Origin of the sequence: Bacillus methanolicus MGA3 (genome assembly GCF_000724485.1) — a bacterium.
Taxonomy (GTDB): Bacteria; Bacillota; Bacilli; order Bacillales; family Cytobacillaceae; genus Bacillus_Z; species Bacillus_Z methanolicus_A.
Genome location: NZ_CP007739.1, coordinates 1,724,815 through 1,742,988, shown reverse-complemented (window position 1 = coordinate 1,742,988; position 18,174 = coordinate 1,724,815). Strand labels below are relative to the sequence as shown.

Here is an 18,174-nt window from a genome sequence, read left to right as displayed (position 1 = left end):
TGAAATCATGATGAAGCGGCTGTTTTCTTTTTTGGCTCCGCTTTTAGCAGTTGCCTTAGCAGTTGCCGTTCTAAGTGGTTGTAATAATAATAACCCTGTTGATTCATCGTATCCATTAGTATCTGTTGCAAAAGATGGAGATCAGGTATCTCGAGTTTATCGGGCTGAAAATAAATCTGTTCCTGAAGTAGCACACGAACTAAGTGAAGAAAAGAAACCAAAATACATTTCGGATAAAGATGAAGAACAGATGTTCTTAGTTTATTCTGATGAGTGGTATCATCTGCAGCGAGATCCAAAGAACCAAAAAGACACACTCATAGAAGTAAATAACAATGAATTTGTCCGTCAAAATTACAACCCTTCATTTTTAGAAGGCTATATTGCAGCTAAACTCATTGATGAATTATTTGATTCATACAAATATCATGGCGGAAAGTATCGAGGCTACACGACAAAAGAAATCTATCATCCTAAGACTGAGTATCATCCCCCAACTGCTAAAGAGATAAAGACCTTTCCGCCTCTTACAAAAGAAGGAAAAGGTACAATCATAAAACGGAGCGATAAGACTGTTTCTGATAATAACAGTAAAGGAAGTATATTCAAGAAAAAACATATATTCTCTGGTGTATCTGATGAGGTTGGCAAAATTATTAAGCCACAAAAAGGTGACAGTTATAAATCGGATTCAGAAGGAAAATGGACTTCTTCATTATTCTCACGCCCTAAGAATCATTCGCCTCCGAAAACAAGGGTTGGAAGTTTTGGAAGAATCACAAAAAGAAGATAATCTTAGTGCGGCAGTCCCTTTCAAAAATTATATGGGGCTGACTTAAAGGGTTTGACTCCCTTCGGCAATATAGTATTTAGAATAGCCATTTTTAGTGTTTGTCTATATGTTGTCATTGAGGGGTCTGACCTTATGCTAATAAGTCAGCCCCCATCTTCATTTGGCCGTTTACGCTTCTTTTATTGCTTCGATTGAAAGAGAAATTTTAATTTGGTCACCAACAAGAACGCCTCCTGTTTCTAAAGCTGCGTTCCATGTTAAACCGTAATCACTGCGATTGATTTTCCCTTCAGCACTAAATCCTGCCTTTTCATTTCCCCAAGGATCTTTTCCCTGGCCTTCGAATGTCACAGTGAAAGTTTCCTGACGTGTAACACCGCGAATAGTTAAATCGCCGGTTACTTCATATTCATCGTCATCTGTTTTCACAATTTTTGTGGATTTAAAACTTAAAGATGGATATTTTTCTGCATCAAAGAAATCTGCTGAACGCAGATGAGCGTCGCGGTCATTGTTGCGTGTATTGATGCTAGCAGCATCGACATTGAATTCAATATTAGCAGTCGTTAAATCAGTTGGATCAGCTTCGATGGCAGCTGAGAAATTATCAAATGATCCTTTAACTCTAGCAATCATCATGTGTTTTACAGAAAATTCGACACTGCTGTGAGCTGTATCAATTGCCCATTTTGTTTTTGCCATTGTTCATTTCCCCTTTTTTAGTTTATCATTAAAAATATCTTTAATTCGAGATATTTTAATATGAGATAATTATATTTGCTTTGGTGTAAATTGTCAATTGCATTTTTGATAATTTTTATAAATTTAAAAAACCTCTGTATTATCCATCAGTTTCATTGATGTGAATTCAAGATTTTATTTAAAAAGGAATCATGTTATCTTTTAGACTATGATGATATATATTCATATTTTGTCTTTATATATGCTATAAAATGAGGATGTGGAGGTAAATTATATGCATCTTGATCAGGTCCTAAAAAAATTGCAAAATCGAACACCAGGAATATTAGGAGGAAATCGGTATTCCAAGTTTGCGGTATTATTGCCTTTAATTGAAAAAGAAGATGATCTTCACGTCCTGTTTGAAGTTCGTGCATTTGATTTGAGGAGACAGCCTGGAGAGATTTGTTTTCCTGGAGGGAAAATCGAAAGCACTGACAAAAATGAACAGCATACAGCGATCCGTGAAACATCAGAAGAACTTGGGATCCGTTTAGATCAAATTAAAAATGTCTATCCGTTGGATTATATAGTTTCTCCATATGGAACAATAATTTACCCATTCGTCGGAACCATCCATGAACCGGGCCCAATGAAGCCGAATCCATCCGAGGTAGCTGAATTTTTCACCGTTCCGATTTCTTTTCTTATGAATACTGAACCTGACCGTTTTAAAATTCATTTTGAGGTAAAACCTGAAAAGAATTTTCCTTTTCACCTTATTTCCGGAGGCGAAAATTACAATTGGCAAACGCGGCAAACGGAAGAATTGTTTTACCATTATGACGGAAAAGTGATCTGGGGATTGACCGCAAGAGTATTAAAGCATTTCTTAGAAGTTATTAATGATCAATAATTAACCTATTATTTAAAAGAACACTTTTCACAAGAGGCTGACTTAAAGCAGAGGAACAAACCCTTAAGTGTCAGCCTCTCATATCAAGAAATTTTACTTCATAAATGGATAATCAATTTTAATTCCATTTGTTGTACCCCAAACGTATGGATTTTCAAGTGACTGCATATAAGCATCGAAATCTTGCTGCATGGCTTCAGGTGCACCTGGCTTTAAGTGCCAATTTCCTGGTTCATCAACAAAATAAGGACTATTCATAAATTCGGGACGTTTTTTAGGCATATCTTTCGCTCCTTTACTTTTTAGTCTTATTTTTACTAGTCTTGCTCGTTTTATGCCTTACACCGCTAATTAACTTTTTCTTAAAATTCTTTCTAGTAAAATAATTCAGTCATTTGTTATAATGAATATGATATATGGGCAAGGAAAGGATCGATTATGAAAAAATACATAATATTTTGTTTCGCATGGTTGATAGCAGTTGTTCTGTTAGGAGCATGCAGCGGCCCTAAGAAGGAGACTATGAATCAAAATAAAAAAGATGCTGAGCTTACAATTTCAGCTGCTGCAAGCATGAAAGACGCTATGGAGGAAATTCAAAAATTGTACGAAAAAGAACATCCTCATGTGAAGCTGTTTTTTAATTTTGGGGCTTCGGGCGCATTGCAGCAGCAAATTTCTCAAGGCGCACCGGTTGATTTATTTTTATCTGCGGCTGAAGATAAATTTGATGCATTAGTGGAAAGCGGACTTATTGACAAGAATTATCGTAAAAGTCTTGTAGGGAATGAACTAGTGCTTGTGCAACCAAAAAATTCTCAGAAAAAAGTTGATGGATTTATCGGTTTGGCAGATAAAAATATTAAGAAAATCTCGATCGGAATTCCAGAAATCGTGCCGGCAGGGAAATATGCGAAAGAAACACTTAAGCATTACAAAATTTGGGAAAGCGTTCAAAATAAAATCATTTATGCAAAGGATGTACGGCAAGTGTTGACATATGTGGAAACCGGAAATGTTGATGCAGGGATCGTTTATAAAACGGATGCACTTACTTCGAGCAAGATTGATATTGCTGCAGCTGCTGAAGAAAAATCGCATTCTCCTATTATCTATCCTCTTGGAGTCTTAAAAAAATCGGAAAATAAAGAGGAAGCGATTAAGTTTTATCATTTTTTACAAAGCAAAAACGCGATGAGAGTTTTTGAGAAATATGGTTTTATCTCTTTAATTCAGAAAAGTGAAAGAAGAAATAGGGCCGTCCAAAAGACTAATGAGTTCTTTTAGCCGGCCCTTTTATTATTTTCTTAGTGCCATCGGAATATAAACGCAAAATGGTTCGCTTTCTAAATAATCACCAGTAACAGCATATGCTCTTGAACGTGAGCCGCCGCAAACATATCTGTATTCGCATATTCCGCATTTTCCTTTATATAAATCCGGATTGCGCAAATCTTTTAACACCTTTGATTCCCGGTAAATTTCATTTAATGGTCTTTCCCGAATATTACCTACCTTAATTGGAAGCAGTCCGCTCGGGTAAACATCGCCGATATGGGAAACAAATATGAATCCATTCCCGTCATTTACTCCTTTAGGTGCGCGTTTCAGTCCATCAATGGCAGAAGCCGTGTCTTTCGTTAACGAATCCTCATAACGGATCTCACCATATTGAACTTTATTTTCTTTCAGTTTTTGTTGAATAACGACTCTCCGATAGTGCTGAGCTGCTGTTGTTTTAATATCGTACGGAGCGGTTTTGCTCAATTCGTAAAGCCAGCGGAATACTTTTTCATGCTCGGCAGGGGTAATGCAATCCTTCACTTGGCCGCGTCCGGTCGGAACAAGCAGAAAAATGTACCACATGACTGCTTTCAATTCTTTGATCAGCTCTGCCATTTTTTCAAGAGAACCATAATTATACCGGGAAATGACGGTATTGATTTGCAAGGGCATATTCAATTCGTTTATGTATTTAATTTTTTCTATCGTTAACTGAAAAGAGCCAGGGGTTCCGCGAAAATGGTCATGAATTTCAGGAGTTGGTCCATCAAGGCTGAAACCCCAACGTGACAAACCGACTATTTTGGCCTGTTCCATTTTTTCCTTTGTGACATTTGGAGTGGCACTTGGCGTCATTGAAACGCGCATGCCTTTTTTTATGGCATAATCCGCCAGTTCAAATAAATCATCTCTCATCATACAATCCCCGCCGGTAAAAACAAGCATTGGATTATTCATTTCATATATTTGATCGATAAGCTTTATTCCTTCATTATGTGATAATTCACGCGGATCAGGCAGCGTTTGCGCATCTGCCCGGCAGTGAACGCATTTAAGCTGGCAAGCTCTCGTAACTTCCCAGATGACAATAAAAGGATTTTCATTATAATCAATCGTTGCGGAATGTGGATGAGTAGTTTTTGTTGACTGTTGATTTCTGTACATTCTATCACCAAACTTTTCTCAAATCTTATTTAACAGTGAACATTATACCTCTACAAGACTTTTCTTTCTGATGATAAATTTACAAATTCGATACAGAAAATCTTCAAAATTGTGAACAAAAACTGCCAAGGCAAGTTCAGTGCCAATAATTTGCATCTAAAAAGCAAATCGTGTATGATTCCGAACTGTAAACGGCAAGTCTGACATGAAATTTATCAAGATATAAATCAGAGGAGTGGATGATCATGACAAATATATTTAGTATTATCGAGGAAAGACGTTCTGTAAGAGATTTTGATCCGGAACAAAGCATTTCGCGAGATGAATTAATGGAAATTCTGGAACTTGCGGGCCGTGCACCATCTGCTTGGAACCTTCAGCATTGGCACTTCATGGTTTTTCACGGAAAAGATGTTCAAAAAAAATTATTGCCAATCGCAAACAACCAAGCACATACTTTTGAATCATCAGCCGTGATTGCCGTTCTTGGAGACCTTCAAGCTGATAAAAAAATTGAGGCAGTATATCGTCCTTTAGTAGAGTCCGGAAGAATTAGCCAAGAGATTATGGATCGAAAAGCAAGTCAAATCAAAGGAGTGTATCAAGACAAAACATATGCACTGGCGGCAGCACACAGCAATGCATCATTGGCAGCCATGCAGCTTATGCTTGCAGCAAAAGGGAAAGGCTGGGATACATGCCCAATGGTCGGCTTTGATAAAGAAAGGTTTATAAAAGAATTTAACGTAGATGAACGTTATACCCCTGTTATGCTCATTGCGATTGGAAAAGCATTAAAACCGGGTCGACAAGCTGACCGCCTGAATATCGAAGAATTAATAACATGGGTGAAATAATAGAATAAATAGCACCTATTTCATTGTTTCCCTTTTCTAATTACATACGGAATAGGTGCTTTCATTTACCGATAAACATAATAGTGAAAAAATTTTTTTGCATTGATATAGCAATATTGTAAACGTTTTCTACCGTTTTGATTAAGAAAAAAACTGTTGACATCTGAATTTTTTAATTTTATGATTCTTTTATAAAATTGAATAAGTTACTTATCAAGAGTGACCGAGGGACCAGGCCCAATGACGTCCGGCAACCTCCTCTAATGGAAAGGTGCCACATCCTGCAGAATGAACGTTTCATTCTGAAAGATAAGTCGTAGATAAATGACGATGCCTCTTTCTGAATGAAAGAGGCTTTTTTAATTATTCGTACCACAAAAGGAGGGTTACAAATGATCGAAATAAAGGATCTAGTCAAAATCTATGAAACAAAAAAAGGAAAAGTTGTCGGTGTTGACCATGTTTCACTTACTATAAAGAAAGGAGAAATCTTTGGGATTGTTGGCTACAGCGGGGCAGGGAAAAGCTCCCTTCTGCGCTGTCTGAATCTTTTGGAAAAACCGACATCCGGAGAAATAATTATTGACGGAGTGTCGTTGACCTCCCTTAGGAAAAAAGAGTTGAGGAAAGCCCGTTTGAAAATTGGAATGATTTTTCAGCATTTTCATTTAGTGAGCTCAAAAACCGTCTATGAAAATATTGCTTTTGCGTTAAAAGCGGCACACAAATCAAAAGCCGAGATTGATAAAAGGGTAAAAGAATTGCTTGAAATGGTCGGCTTGTCTGACAAAAGTGATGTCTACCCGTCGCAATTAAGCGGAGGACAAAAACAGCGCGTCGGTATTGCCCGTGCACTTGCAAATAATCCTTCCGTTCTTCTTTGCGATGAAGCCACTTCCGCTTTGGATCCGAGCACAACAAAGTCGATTCTGGACTTGCTTAAAAAAATAAACCGGGAATTAGGGATCACTATTGTCTTGATTACACATGAAATGGAAGTGGTCAAGGACATATGCGACAGGATGGCTGTGATGCAAAATGGCAGAATTATTGAAGAAGGCAATGTTTATGATCTATTCTCAAATCCGCGAGAACAGTTAACAAAGAATTTTATCAACAGTATCCTGCAATTTGATCTTCCTGAAAATCTTTTAAAGGAACGCCGTGGAAAAATTGTCAAAGTATTTTTTCAAGGAGCGATTGCCGAAGAGTCTGTTATTTCCGACTCTTTGCAGAAATTTAATGTGAGAGGAAACATTCTGCATGGAAAAATTGAGTACATAAAGGATACACCATTAGGAATTTTTATTATGGAATTGACAGGCGACCAGGATGAAATTGAACAGGCAATAAGCTACATTACAAAACGGACTCAACATTTGGAGGTGATTCGAAATGCAGCTTGATAGTTTAGTAGGATTAATTCCAGAATTAAACAAAGCGTTTTTTGAAACAATTTACATGGTTGGCATTTCCATTCTAGTAGCGATTATCGTTGGCCTGCCAATCGGAGTGCTCTTATTTGTAACGGATAGAGGACTATTTCTTGAAAATACCTTCTTCAAAAATATTGTTGGTTTTATTGTTAATATGGTTCGCTCTATCCCGTTCATTATTTTGTTAATCGCACTTTTGCCGTTAGCAAAACTGATAGCTGGCACAACAATCGGACCTACAGCTGCATCTGTATCGTTATCAGTAGCAGCGATTCCGTTTTTTGCGAGAATCGTTGAACAATCGCTTCGCGAGATTGACAAAGGAGTGATTGAAGCTGCGGTTGCTGTAGGGGCATCACCGTGGATGATTATCAAGGATGTTTTGATTCCTGAAGCAAAGCCAGGTATTATTCAAGGTGTTACTATAACCGTTATCAGTTTGATCGCATACTCAGCTATGGCCGGTATTGTTGGCGGCGGCGGTGTCGGTGACCTTGCCATCCGCTTTGGATACTATCGATATGACAATACGGTCATGATTACAACAGTTGTTATCCTAATCTGCTTAGTTCAGCTGATCCAGTTTGCAGGTGACAGAATAGCAAGATTAGTTGATAAAAGATAGAAAAAAACATACATAAATGGGGGACTATCATGAAAAAATTATTTCTATCATTTTTCCTACTCCTTATGATTGGCATTCTTGCAGCCTGCAGCGGAAGTGAGAATTCCTCAGGAGATACAAAACATGAAACGAAACAAATCACGATTGGTGCAACTTCAGGTCCATACAGCGATATGGTAAATAAAGCTATTAAACCGCTTCTTGAAAAAAAAGGATATAAAGTGAAAGTCGTTGAATTCAGCGACTATATTCAGCCAAATCTTGCACTTGCGAAAGGTGATCTTGATGCAAACCTTTTCCAGCATAAAGTCTACATGGAAACCTTTGCAAAAGAACATAATCTTGACCTATCTGAAGTAATAGTCGTACCGACTGCACCTATGGGCATTTATTCGAAAAAGTTCTCTTCTCTTAAAAAAGTGACAGAGGGCGCTTCCATTGCGATCCCAAATGATCCGACCAATGCGGCCCGCGCTTTCTTAATCTTACAGGATGCCGGACTTATTAAACTTGACCCTAATGCGAACCCGTTAACGGTATCTGAAAAGGATGTTAAAGAAAACGTTAAGAATTTAAAGTTTAAGCCGCTTGAAGCTGCCCAGCTTCCTCGTGCAGTTGACAGCGTTGATCTCGCAGCAGTACCAGGCAACTTTGCCTTAGCTGCAAAAATGAATCTTTTAGACGCACTTCAACTGGAAAACATGCCTGACCAATATCGCAACCGCGTCGTTGTTAATACAAAAGACAAAGACGCCCAGTTTGTAAAAGATATTAAAGAAGCTGTTGAATCAAAAGAGTTTGAAAAAGTAATTGATGAACAATTTAAAGGATTCGGCAAACCAGAATGGATGAAAAACCGTTAATTTTTGGAGAGGTTTCCGCAAAAAATCAATTTTTCCGTAATAACGAATCGTGGGAAACATAAATGAAAAAAGCTGACAGGACAAATACGTCATGTCAGCTTTTCTAATTTTTCGACAATCCTTTCTGGATGGGAATAAACGTTCAAACTGTTGCCTCTGATAAATCCGACTGCAGTGATGTTTAAATCGTGTGCCAGTTTTATCGCAAGGTCTGTTGGTGCAGATTTCGACAATATCACCCCGACGCCGATTTTCGCCGCCTTCAGCAAAACTTCTGAGGAAATTCTTCCGCTGAAGGCAATAATTTTGTCTTGAATTGGTACCCGGTTTTGAATGCAGTAGCCAAGGATTTTGTCCAATGCGTTATGCCGTCCGATATCTGTTCTAGCAATAATCATTTCATTTTCCGAACAAAGAGCAGCATTATGAACTCCTCCTGTATTTTTAAAAACAGTGCTGCTGTTTTGAAGGGCTTTCATAAGCGTTATACACTGTTCTGGCTTAATTTTAATTTTTGAAGTTGACGTTTTTGCAGTACGTGCATCATTATGAAAATAAAACTGCCGGCTCTTCCCGCAGCACGAGCCAATAAATCGTTTTGAGTAGAATTGCTGGCTTGTTGTTGCTTTTACAGCTAAATCCACGTAAGCAAATCCTTTGCTTTCATCAATTTGAAGCTGGTCAATTTCATTATTTGACCGAATAACTCCTTCAGAAGCTAAAAACCCAATGACAAGTTCATCCAAATGTGTCGGTGTACAAACCATTGTTGCAAATTCTTCACCATTTAAAATAATAGTGAATGGAAATTCCGTTGCTATTTCATCTAATTGCTCACGAAAAAAACCATTTTCAAATTTGAAAATATTATTTCTATAACTGATTTGGCGCTCCATACTCATTTCACCATCCCACACATACCTAATTACTCAAAATATTAGCACAGAATAAAAAATCTCAATAGTAAAAATTTTTAAAAAAACTTGAGTGAACATTTAAAAAATGTTACCATTTTTTAAGAAAGTTCATAAATTTGCGATAATTTCAATTATGATTAACCGGGCTAAACGGGGCGCTTGCGCCTTTTGTTTTTATCCTTTATTTATTTTTCGGAGGATTGGATATGGGAAAAACACAACATACTGGACCTATTAAATTGGATAAACGACCCAGGCCATCATTATGGGCAAGTTTTGCACCAATGGGCCTAGGAAAAGTAAAGCCGCATCATATTCGGGATACAATTAAATCCGTCTGGGAAAATAAAGATAATTTGCCATATGCATATCGGATTATAACTCAAGGTGTTTGCGACGGTTGTGCACTTGGCGTATCCGGGTTATATGACCGGACTCTCACCGGACCCCATATCTGTACGACTCGTCTGAATGTTCTCCGTTTAAACACGATGCCGGCAATTGATCCAAAATGGCTCGAAGATGTGGAAAAAATGAGGGAACTTGACAGTACTCAGCTGCGTAAACTTGGGAGGATCCCTTATCCCCTTTCAAGAAAGAAAGGAGAAAAGAAGTTTACAAGAATATCATGGGACGATGCGTTGAACCGCATCGCTGAGAAAATTAAAAAAATTGATCCGAAACAGTTGGCGTTTTACTTGACAGCAAGAGGGATAACAAATGAAGTATATTATACCGCAGCAAAGACCGCCCGTTTTCTTGGTACGAACAATATTGATAACGCTTCGCGCATTTGCCATTCTCCCAGTAAAACTGCACTGAAACGTTCTCTTGGAATCGGGGCATCAAGCTGCAGCTATAAAGATTGGATTGGAACCGATGTTCTAATTTTCTGGGGCTCCGTTGCCGCTAATAACCAGCCTGTTTCAACAAAATATATGTATGCAGCAAAAAAAGCAGGTACAAAAATTATTACAATCAATCCGTATCGCGAGCCGGCAATGGAGAATTACTGGATACCATCCATTCCAGAAAGTGCACTGTTTGGAACCAAAATTGTTGATGACGTGTTTCAGGTGAACATTGGCGGTGACATCGCCTTCATGAACGGTGTGATGAAGCATTGGTTTGAAATGGAAGAAAAGGCTCCTGGATCTGCAATTGATCACCGTTTTGTCAGCGAGCATACGAACGGCTTTGAAGAACTGAAAGCGCATATACAAAAGCAAGATTGGTCTTTGTTAGAACAATCTTCAGGGTTGTCAAAAGAGCGAATGTTTGAATTTGCAAAACTGCTTGCCGATGCCAAAACAGGTGTCTTTGTATGGAGTATGGGATTAACGCAGCACCGTTTTGCAACTGATAATATCTCGCAAGTAGCAAACCTCGCAATGCTCCGCGGTTTTATTGGCAGAGAGCATTGCGGTTTGATGCCGATCCGCGGGCACAGCAGTGTTCAAGGGTCAGGTGAAATGGGTGCAGATCCTTTTGTTTTGCCTGGCGGTGAGTTTGATGAACTAAATGCCCGGCGGATTGAAGAAATCTGGGGATTTAAGATTCCGAGATGGCAAGGGGATACGATCGGACAAACGATTGAAAATATAATGCTTCCGGAAGGGCATGAGCGGAAAGTAAAAGTGCTTTATACAAGCGGCGGAAACTTTCTTGAGACGATGCCGAATCCTAAATTCATAAAAGAAGCATTGGAAAATTTAGAAATACGTGTTCATCAGGATATCATTTTTAATACATCAACATTACTCGATGCAAAAGAAGAGGTTATCATTCTTCCGGCAATGACCCGGTATGAACAGCCTGGGGGAGGAACGTCAACGAGCACCGAGAGAATGATTTACTTCAGCCCGGAAATTAAGGGGCCAAGAATAGAAGAAGCGCGCCCGGAATGGGAAATTTATGTTGATCTTGCTTCACGAGTATACCCTGAGAAGAAAGAACTTATTTATTTTAAGAGTGCACAGGAGATTCGCAACGAAATTGCGGTTGCAAACCGAAACTACGATGGCATCCAGCATTTGAAAAACCAGGGGGATTTTTTTCAATGGGGCGGCGCCTGGCTGTGCGAGGGAGGAATTTGTCCGACTGCAGATGGCAAAGGAAACCTAATCCCTATTGAAATCCCTGAACTTCGAAAAGCCGAAGGGCATTTTTATGTTACGTCTCGAAGGGGAAAACAATTCAATTCGATGATTTATAGTGAAACAGACCCGTTTAACGGAGCAGACCGCTATGATATTGCCATAAATCCTGATGACGCAGCAAAGCTTGGAATTCGTGAAGGAGATTCCATCGTCGTTTATAATCAATTTGGGACTTTTCAGGGGCGGGCAAAATTTGAGGATGTGAAGCAAGGCAATATAGCAGTATACTGGCCGGAAGGAAATGTTTTGCTGCCAAAAGGAATTTATGAAGAACATGCAAAAATTCCTGATTACAATACAAGTGTTATTGTTGAAAAAGCGGAAACGTTTCATGCCCAGAAGGACAAAAAATATTTAGAAAAAAGAATAGAAGAGTTGGAAACTACGATCGAATGATTTCTTTTTTGCGGACCAATTCTTAAATGATATAAGTGTGAAAACAAAGATCAAAAAAGGGAGAGTTTCGCTCTCCCAATGTGATGCCAATTTTTATTATGATTTTAAAATATCATGGTCAACGTAACGCTCACCATTTAGTTCACTAATTACATTAATCGCTACCTTCGCTCCGTCACCTGCAGTAATGATGGTGTGAACGCTTACACCTGCACAAGTGCCGGCTGCCCAGATTCCTTCAACATTTGTTTTACCTGATGCATCTGCATCTATCACTTTTTTAATTCTCGGTTCAGTACCTTCTTTTGTATTAACTCCTGCTTTTTCGGCTAGCTCAACGGATATTCCAGTGGCAAGAATAATATGCTTCGCTTCAAATTCGCCGCTTTCTGTCTTAATTGTAAAACCATAGGAACCTTTTTCAATACTTAACGCTTTACTTTCAACTAACTCCGCTCCAAATTTTTGTGCCTGTTTTTTTCCAAGTTCAACTAGATCTGGGCCTGTGATTTCCATAACTCCATAATGGTTTTCAATCCACGCTTTTTTTGTAATGCTTTGGCCATTATCAATTAGCACCGTCTTTTTTCCTGCCTTCGCTGCAAAAAGGGCAGCACTTGCCCCGGCCGGTCCCGCTCCAACTACAGCAATTTCATACATGTCAAAATATTCCTCCTTTGTTCGATTTTACATATTTTAGTAAAGCACGTTTGGGAAAAAATCTCAAATATTTTGCTTCATAGAATCGTAAAAAATGGAAATAGCCTCACTCTGCTGAGTGAAGCTGTTCTAAAGAAGTATATGTTCAAAAACTTACCATTCTTTCGTCTTTTCCAGAAGATGATCAATTTCAACTTCAATCAATTTGAAAGAATAAGAGTCTTCTTCTATATCAATGGTAGCTTCTAATATTTGGTCTATATCAGTATTTATCAACATCATATTGAACATCCTTCCTTGCATTATCTTTAGATTATCTATCATAGCGTTCGTAAGGATGAACAAATTTATGAGGGTAAAGCTTGTTTTTTATTAGTTCATTTTTTTGTGCACGTTTTCCTTTTTAAAGAATGAAAAACAAAACAAGTTATTAAAGGAATTCAAAAAATCGATGTTGAACTATATAGCAATTGGAAAGTAGAGGAAGGGAATCAATGGCAGCAAAAATCCTGAAGGTTGCTATTTGGTTTAATTAAGTAGAAAAGAGGGTGAATTAGTTAAAAATCGGATTAGTTCGTCATTTTAAAGTGATACGAGGATTTCCTGAGAAAAAAATCATTTCACAAAAATAGCTTTGTCATTGGATAGAAGAATACGAAACATCCGATATTGAGGATGGAACTATAGATTTAGGAGGAATTGAGTGGACAAAGTGTTATACTAGTGATGTTCATCGAGCTGTAAAAACAGCGGAACAAATTTTTTCAGGTGAGATTATCAAAATGAGAGAATTGCGAGAAATTTCTATGTACCCTCTTTTTAAAAAAAATATGAAATTGCCATTTCTTTTATGGGCATTCCTTGTAAGGACAGCCTGGCTAATTAATCATCAATCACAGCAGGAAACAAAGTTTGATGTTGAACAGAGAATTCATTCCGTACTTGACCAAATAATTCAAAACCAAAATGATAATATCCTTATTGTAAGCCACGGCGCCTTTATGATGATGATGAGCAAGGAGCTTTTAAGAAGAGGTTTTAAAGGGAAAAAGATAACAAGACCTAAAATGGAAAACTATATATCTTTGAAAAAGAATAAATACATCACTATACTTTAATAAATCAAAGAAAAGGAGTATATTTTGTATGTAGGGCAAAAATCACTTTAAAATTGACACTAGGTGAAAATAGTTTGGTCATATAAATATTTTACTTTTTAAAAGAATCCCTATTATAATAAGTTCATGTTCAAAAGCAAACAGATAAAGGTGGTTACATGAAAGATTTTATTTATTCAATATTATATTGGCTCGCAGATCTTGGATACATAGGAATTGCCCTTGGATTGATGATCGAAATCATTCCAAGTGAAATTGTGCTTGGATATGGCGGATATATGATATCCCAAGGAACAATCAATTTTGTCGGTGCCGTCATTGCAGGTACAATTGGAGGTACTATAGCCCAACTGTTTTTATACTGGGCTGGTTATTTTGGTGGAAGACCATTTTTAGAAAAGTATGGAAAATATATCTTCATTCAAAAAAAACATCTCGATGTTGCAGAAGATTGGTTTAAGAAATATGGAAATGGAGTTATCTTTACCGCAAGATTCATTCCGGTGGTAAGGCATGCGATTTCAATACCGGCGGGAATTGCAAAAATGCCTGTAAGCAAGTTTATTTTATTTACAGTTGCAGCGATTATCCCTTGGTCCATTTTCTTTTTGTATTTAGGCCAAATACTTGGTGAAAATTGGACAAAAATTAAAGAAGTTGCCGGCCAGTACAGTTTGCCGATGATCGTCATTGCTACCGTATTAACAGTCATCTATTTTCTTATTAAACAAAAAAGAAAAAGCTAATGAAGTGAGCAATAATCAACAATCATTTCCTTTAGAACATAAGCACAGGGGTTTTTACATCTGTGTTTTTTTTATTTGGCATGCGGCAAAAAACCATCATGAGTTTTTACTCCCGACCCTGAAATGGAAATAGACTTCATTTTGAAACATAACTAACAAAATAAGGCGGTGTGAGCGGAGCCAAGCTAAAAAAATTTACAAAGCTAAACATGTATCTTGCTAATAATAGGTTGGCAATTCTACTTTTATCAGCGCAGCTCCGCCCCTTTTCCACAAAAAAAGGCCTTGCCCAACGAATAACTTGAGCAAAAGCCTTTTTGATTATCAAGATTAAGAAACTTCTTTAAGATAAGCTTCTCCTTCTTGTAAATTATATTGTTTTTCCCACTTAGAGATTATAACAGCTGCAAGGGAATTTCCAACTACGTTTACAACTGTACGGGCCATATCCAGTAAACGGTCAATTCCTGCAATAAATGCGAGGCCTTCTACCGGTATCCCAACCGTTCCAAGCGTTGCAAGCAGTACGACGAAGGATACGCCGGGAACACCAGCAATTCCTTTAGACGTCACCATAAGAACAAGCATTAAGGAAATTTGCTGAGAAAAGGAGAGATGGATCCCATACATTTGTGCTATAAATAGAGCGGCGATTGCCTGGTAGAGTGTTGAGCCGTCCAAGTTAAAAGAATAGCCAGTAGGAATGACAAACGAGGTAATCGCTTTTGGACACCCAAACTTTTCCATTTTTTCAATAATTTTAGGTAAAACAGTTTCTGAGCTTGCTGTAGAATAAGCAAGTATCAATTCATCTTTTAAAATACGAAACAAGTTGAAAATGTTAATTCCAAATAATCTTGCAGTTAAACCTAAAACAACGACAACAAAAAAGAACATTGTTCCATATACGAGAAGAACTAGTTTGCTTAGAGGGACTAAAGAACTTACCCCAAACTTCGATACAGTAACTCCGATTAATGCAAAAACACCGAATGGAGCGAATTTCATAATAAGATTGGTAACATGAAACATGGCTTCAGAGGTTCCGTGAAAAAAACGAAGAACCGGTTTTCCGCGATCGCCGATGGCTGCCACGCCAAGGCCGAATAAAACGGAAAAGAAAATAATCGCCAGCATGTCTCCTTTGACAATTGATTCAAATATGTTAGAAGGGACAATATTAACAAATGTATCGACAAAACTATGATTTTCTACTTCTTTTGTTGTGTGCAAATAAGAGTCTATATTGCCTTTTTCCAAGGCATTCATATCTACGCCTTCACCAGGTCGAAATATATTGGCAGAAAGGAGCCCGACAACGATTGCAATAGTCGTAATTATCTCAAAATAAAGAATAGTTTTTCCACCAAGTTTGCCAAGTTTCTTAATATCTCCAACACCTGCTACACCTACGACAATGCTTGAGATGACAATTGGGATCACGATCATTTTAATTAACCTTATAAAAATATCGCCAATTGGCTGTAAATAGGTTTGTATTTCCGGATTACCGTAAAATATGGCACCTACAGCAATACCAAGAACAAGACCTATTAGTATTTGCCATGCCAACCCAAGTTTTTTCAATTTACTCACCCTTTCTGATTAAATTCAACAAAAAACGACAAAAAAGACACATGATATATAATAATGTGAAGCTGAAAGTTTGTCAATTTTTCAATTGAAAAATTACTATATTGATAAAATATATTCTGAAATTATGAAAAACTATAATAATTCTTTTTTTATTGAAAAATAATTGAAGAGAAGCTTAATCGACGATTATTAAAGTAGAAGTGATCGAGAAGGATAAAATAAAATCAGTTATATAAAAATATTATTCTTATCCAAAAAGAAGAAGCTTCCATTTACATTTTGTGGAATATTATCAAATTAACCCTATTGCTAATAAAAAGGATAATAATGGCACGATAATAAAGTGTCAAGCAACTCCAAGTACCGCTTCTTTTGGGCAGCGGAAAAGCCTCTTTAATCAAGATAAAAATCATAATACTTTTTTAAAATAATTCCTAATAAATTTATTAAAGATAATATTTTTTACTTAAAACATTTAGATTCGTTACGGTCCAACCAATAATTATATAAATACGACTAAATTATCGGATTAATTTGTTTACATAATATAATTATTTTAAATTTAAACAGTCTGTTAAAATCAGGTCGGATGCAACACTTGACTATTCTAAAATTCATTGCTTTATTTAAAGGGAGTTCAGAGATAGAAATAATTAAAGAGGAGCTGGCTGCACTTGCAGAACAAATTATATTATCGGGATCCATACATAAAAACATTTACAACAAAGATCCTTCACCAAAATCAGGACGAGGCTGGCAACTGGTATGTTATTTTAGAGGAAACGGCATTTTATCCGACCGGGGGAGGCCAGCCGCACGATACCGGGACGCTAAACCATATTAAGGTGGTTAATGTTGAAGAGATAAACGGGGAGATCCGCCATTTTGTTGAAAAGCCGATTTCGGAGCAAAATATAGACGTAACGGGTGTAATTGACTGGGAAAGACGATTTGATCATATGCAGCAGCATTCCGGGCAGCACATCTTATCCGCAGCGTTTGAAGAGCTGTTTGGGTACCGAACTGTAAGCTTTCATTTGGGAAAGGAAGTTCTGACTATTGACCTTGATATCGAAGAATTGTCAGAGCAAAAGGCAATGGAAGCAGAAAAACTTGCGAATCAAATTATTCTTGAAAATAGGCCGATTGAAACAAAATGGGTTACGGAAAGGGAGCTCTCCAAATATCCTTTAAGAAAACAGCCTTCCGTTACGGAAAATATCAGGCTTGTCATTATTCCCGACTTTGATTACAACGGATGCGGAGGAACTCATCCACATTCTACCGGGCAGGTAGGGGCAATTAAGATTTTAGACTGGGAAAGACAGCGAAAGCGAATACGGGTCCAATTTGTTTGCGGGAATCGTGTTTTGAAACAGCTTGGGAAAAAACAAAAAGTGATTCGTGAATTAAATGCATTGTTAAATGCATCTGAGGAGGAAATCATCACTGCTGCAAGCCGTCTTTTAGATCATGCAAAGGAAACTGAGAAATCATTAGAGGAAGCAAGGGAAAATCTCCTTCATTATGAAGCAAAAGAGCTTTTGGAAAAAGCAAACCTGAAATCCAATTGATCGCAAAAGTTTTCCGTAATCGTTCGATTCAGGAACTCCAAAAACTCGCACGTATGATTACAGCTAATGAGGAAGAGGTTACTGTGTTGTTTGCAGCCGAAAATGGCGACCGTCTTCAGTTCGTTTGTGCCCGGGGTTCAGCCGACAATTCAAATATGAAACAAATAGCGGCGGACGTTCTTCCATCCATTAATGGAAAAGGAGGAGGAAACGAAACATTTGCTCAAGGGGGAGGCGAAGCCACTATATCTGGAGATGAGCTTCTTAATCAATTAATCGAAAAACTGAACGAGTAAAAGGAGAAAGCTGCTTCGTTTTGGCAGCTTTTTTAAAAAGATAAGAAAATTTATAATTTGATCATGAATCAGGGCGTTCTTTAGCTTGGAGTC

17 protein-coding genes, 1 pseudogene and 1 riboswitch are annotated in these 18,174 nt (G+C 37.6%); of the genes and pseudogenes, 11 read left to right on the top strand and 7 right to left on the bottom strand.

Going from position 1 to position 18,174, the window contains the following annotated elements; translation table 11 throughout:
- The first annotated feature begins 7 nt into the window (after positions 1-7).
- Positions 8-793: a DUF4247 domain-containing protein gene (locus BMMGA3_RS08460; protein ID WP_034669207.1), complete on the top strand. Its 786-nt coding sequence runs from the start codon at positions 8-10 to the stop codon at positions 791-793.
- Positions 794-961: 168 nt separating this feature from the next.
- Here the strand turns inward: BMMGA3_RS08460 and BMMGA3_RS08455 are convergent, their stop codons facing one another.
- On the bottom strand, positions 962-1,495 hold the full coding sequence (locus BMMGA3_RS08455; RefSeq protein ID WP_004434313.1) for a YceI family protein: 534 nt from the start codon (positions 1,493-1,495) through the stop codon (positions 962-964).
- A gap of 274 nt (positions 1,496-1,769) precedes the next feature.
- Between BMMGA3_RS08455 and BMMGA3_RS08450 the strand changes: the two genes are divergently transcribed.
- Positions 1,770-2,390 carry an NUDIX hydrolase gene (locus BMMGA3_RS08450; RefSeq protein ID WP_004434311.1) on the top strand — a complete coding sequence of 207 codons (621 nt, stop codon included), beginning with the start codon at positions 1,770-1,772 and terminating at the stop codon, positions 2,388-2,390.
- Positions 2,391-2,483: 93 nt separating this feature from the next.
- On the opposite strand, the gene BMMGA3_RS08445 is transcribed toward BMMGA3_RS08450, so the two are convergent.
- Complete coding sequence (locus BMMGA3_RS08445) at positions 2,484-2,672, bottom strand: hypothetical protein (protein WP_004434310.1); 189 nt, start codon at positions 2,670-2,672, stop codon at positions 2,484-2,486.
- A 156-nt stretch (positions 2,673-2,828) separates the two neighbouring features.
- Between BMMGA3_RS08445 and modA the strand changes: the two genes are divergently transcribed.
- Positions 2,829-3,677: a molybdate ABC transporter substrate-binding protein gene (gene modA / locus BMMGA3_RS08440; RefSeq protein ID WP_004434308.1), complete on the top strand. Its 849-nt coding sequence runs from the start codon at positions 2,829-2,831 to the stop codon at positions 3,675-3,677.
- 12 nt (positions 3,678-3,689) lie between these two features.
- On the opposite strand, the gene BMMGA3_RS08435 is transcribed toward modA, so the two are convergent.
- Complete coding sequence (locus tag BMMGA3_RS08435; RefSeq protein ID WP_004434306.1) at positions 3,690-4,838, bottom strand: TIGR04053 family radical SAM/SPASM domain-containing protein; 1,149 nt, start codon at positions 4,836-4,838, stop codon at positions 3,690-3,692.
- Between the two features lie 245 nt (positions 4,839-5,083).
- Here BMMGA3_RS08435 and BMMGA3_RS08430 point away from each other — a divergent pair, with 245 nt between their 5' ends.
- From BMMGA3_RS08430 to BMMGA3_RS08415, 4 genes are all read left to right on the top strand, one after another.
- Positions 5,084-5,695, top strand: coding sequence for a nitroreductase family protein (locus BMMGA3_RS08430; RefSeq protein ID WP_004434305.1), 612 nt, complete (start codon positions 5,084-5,086; stop codon positions 5,693-5,695).
- Positions 5,696-5,902: 207 nt separating this feature from the next.
- Positions 5,903-6,011, top strand: a riboswitch (SAM riboswitch).
- Between the two features lie 76 nt (positions 6,012-6,087).
- Entirely contained in the window at positions 6,088-7,101 is a 1,014-nt protein-coding gene (locus BMMGA3_RS08425; RefSeq protein ID WP_004434302.1) for a methionine ABC transporter ATP-binding protein, read from the top strand.
- Entirely contained in the window at positions 7,091-7,756 is a 666-nt protein-coding gene (locus tag BMMGA3_RS08420; protein WP_004434299.1) for a methionine ABC transporter permease, read from the top strand. Before BMMGA3_RS08425 ends, BMMGA3_RS08420 begins: the two co-directional genes overlap by 11 nt.
- 29 nt (positions 7,757-7,785) lie before the next feature.
- Positions 7,786-8,619 carry a MetQ/NlpA family ABC transporter substrate-binding protein gene (locus BMMGA3_RS08415; RefSeq protein WP_004434296.1) on the top strand — a complete coding sequence of 278 codons (834 nt, stop codon included), beginning with the start codon at positions 7,786-7,788 and terminating at the stop codon, positions 8,617-8,619.
- A gap of 89 nt (positions 8,620-8,708) precedes the next feature.
- Here the strand turns inward: BMMGA3_RS08415 and fdhD are convergent, their stop codons facing one another.
- Entirely contained in the window at positions 8,709-9,515 is an 807-nt protein-coding gene (gene fdhD / locus BMMGA3_RS08410) for a formate dehydrogenase accessory sulfurtransferase FdhD (protein WP_004434293.1), read from the bottom strand.
- 227 nt (positions 9,516-9,742) lie between these two features.
- Between fdhD and BMMGA3_RS08405 the strand changes: the two genes are divergently transcribed.
- The gene (locus tag BMMGA3_RS08405) at positions 9,743-12,091 is read left to right on the top strand and encodes an FdhF/YdeP family oxidoreductase (protein WP_004434290.1); all 2,349 of its coding nucleotides are present in this window, start codon (positions 9,743-9,745) and stop codon (positions 12,089-12,091) included.
- Positions 12,092-12,187: 96 nt separating this feature from the next.
- Here BMMGA3_RS08405 and BMMGA3_RS08400 read toward each other — a convergent pair whose 3' ends face one another.
- Both BMMGA3_RS08400 and BMMGA3_RS18395 read right to left on the bottom strand, forming a co-directional pair.
- Positions 12,188-12,751: an FAD-dependent oxidoreductase gene (locus BMMGA3_RS08400; protein ID WP_004434287.1), complete on the bottom strand. Its 564-nt coding sequence runs from the start codon at positions 12,749-12,751 to the stop codon at positions 12,188-12,190.
- Positions 12,752-12,904: 153 nt separating this feature from the next.
- Positions 12,905-13,030, bottom strand: coding sequence for a hypothetical protein (locus BMMGA3_RS18395; protein ID WP_259674463.1), 126 nt, complete (start codon positions 13,028-13,030; stop codon positions 12,905-12,907).
- A gap of 365 nt (positions 13,031-13,395) precedes the next feature.
- Between BMMGA3_RS18395 and BMMGA3_RS08395 the strand changes: the two genes are divergently transcribed.
- The gene (locus BMMGA3_RS08395; RefSeq protein ID WP_318533217.1) at positions 13,396-13,869 is read left to right on the top strand and encodes a histidine phosphatase family protein; all 474 of its coding nucleotides are present in this window, start codon (positions 13,396-13,398) and stop codon (positions 13,867-13,869) included.
- A 158-nt stretch (positions 13,870-14,027) separates the two neighbouring features.
- Positions 14,028-14,615: an undecaprenyl phosphate transporter UptA gene (locus BMMGA3_RS08390; protein WP_004434282.1), complete on the top strand. Its 588-nt coding sequence runs from the start codon at positions 14,028-14,030 to the stop codon at positions 14,613-14,615.
- A 330-nt stretch (positions 14,616-14,945) separates the two neighbouring features.
- Here BMMGA3_RS08390 and gltP read toward each other — a convergent pair whose 3' ends face one another.
- Positions 14,946-16,202, bottom strand: coding sequence for a glutamate/aspartate:proton symporter GltP (gene gltP / locus BMMGA3_RS08380; protein ID WP_004434276.1), 1,257 nt, complete (start codon positions 16,200-16,202; stop codon positions 14,946-14,948).
- Positions 16,203-16,885: 683 nt separating this feature from the next.
- Between gltP and BMMGA3_RS08375 the strand changes: the two are divergent.
- Positions 16,886-18,081 (top strand): annotated as a pseudogene (locus BMMGA3_RS08375) (alanyl-tRNA editing protein).
- Positions 18,082-18,174: the final 93 nt, after the last annotated feature.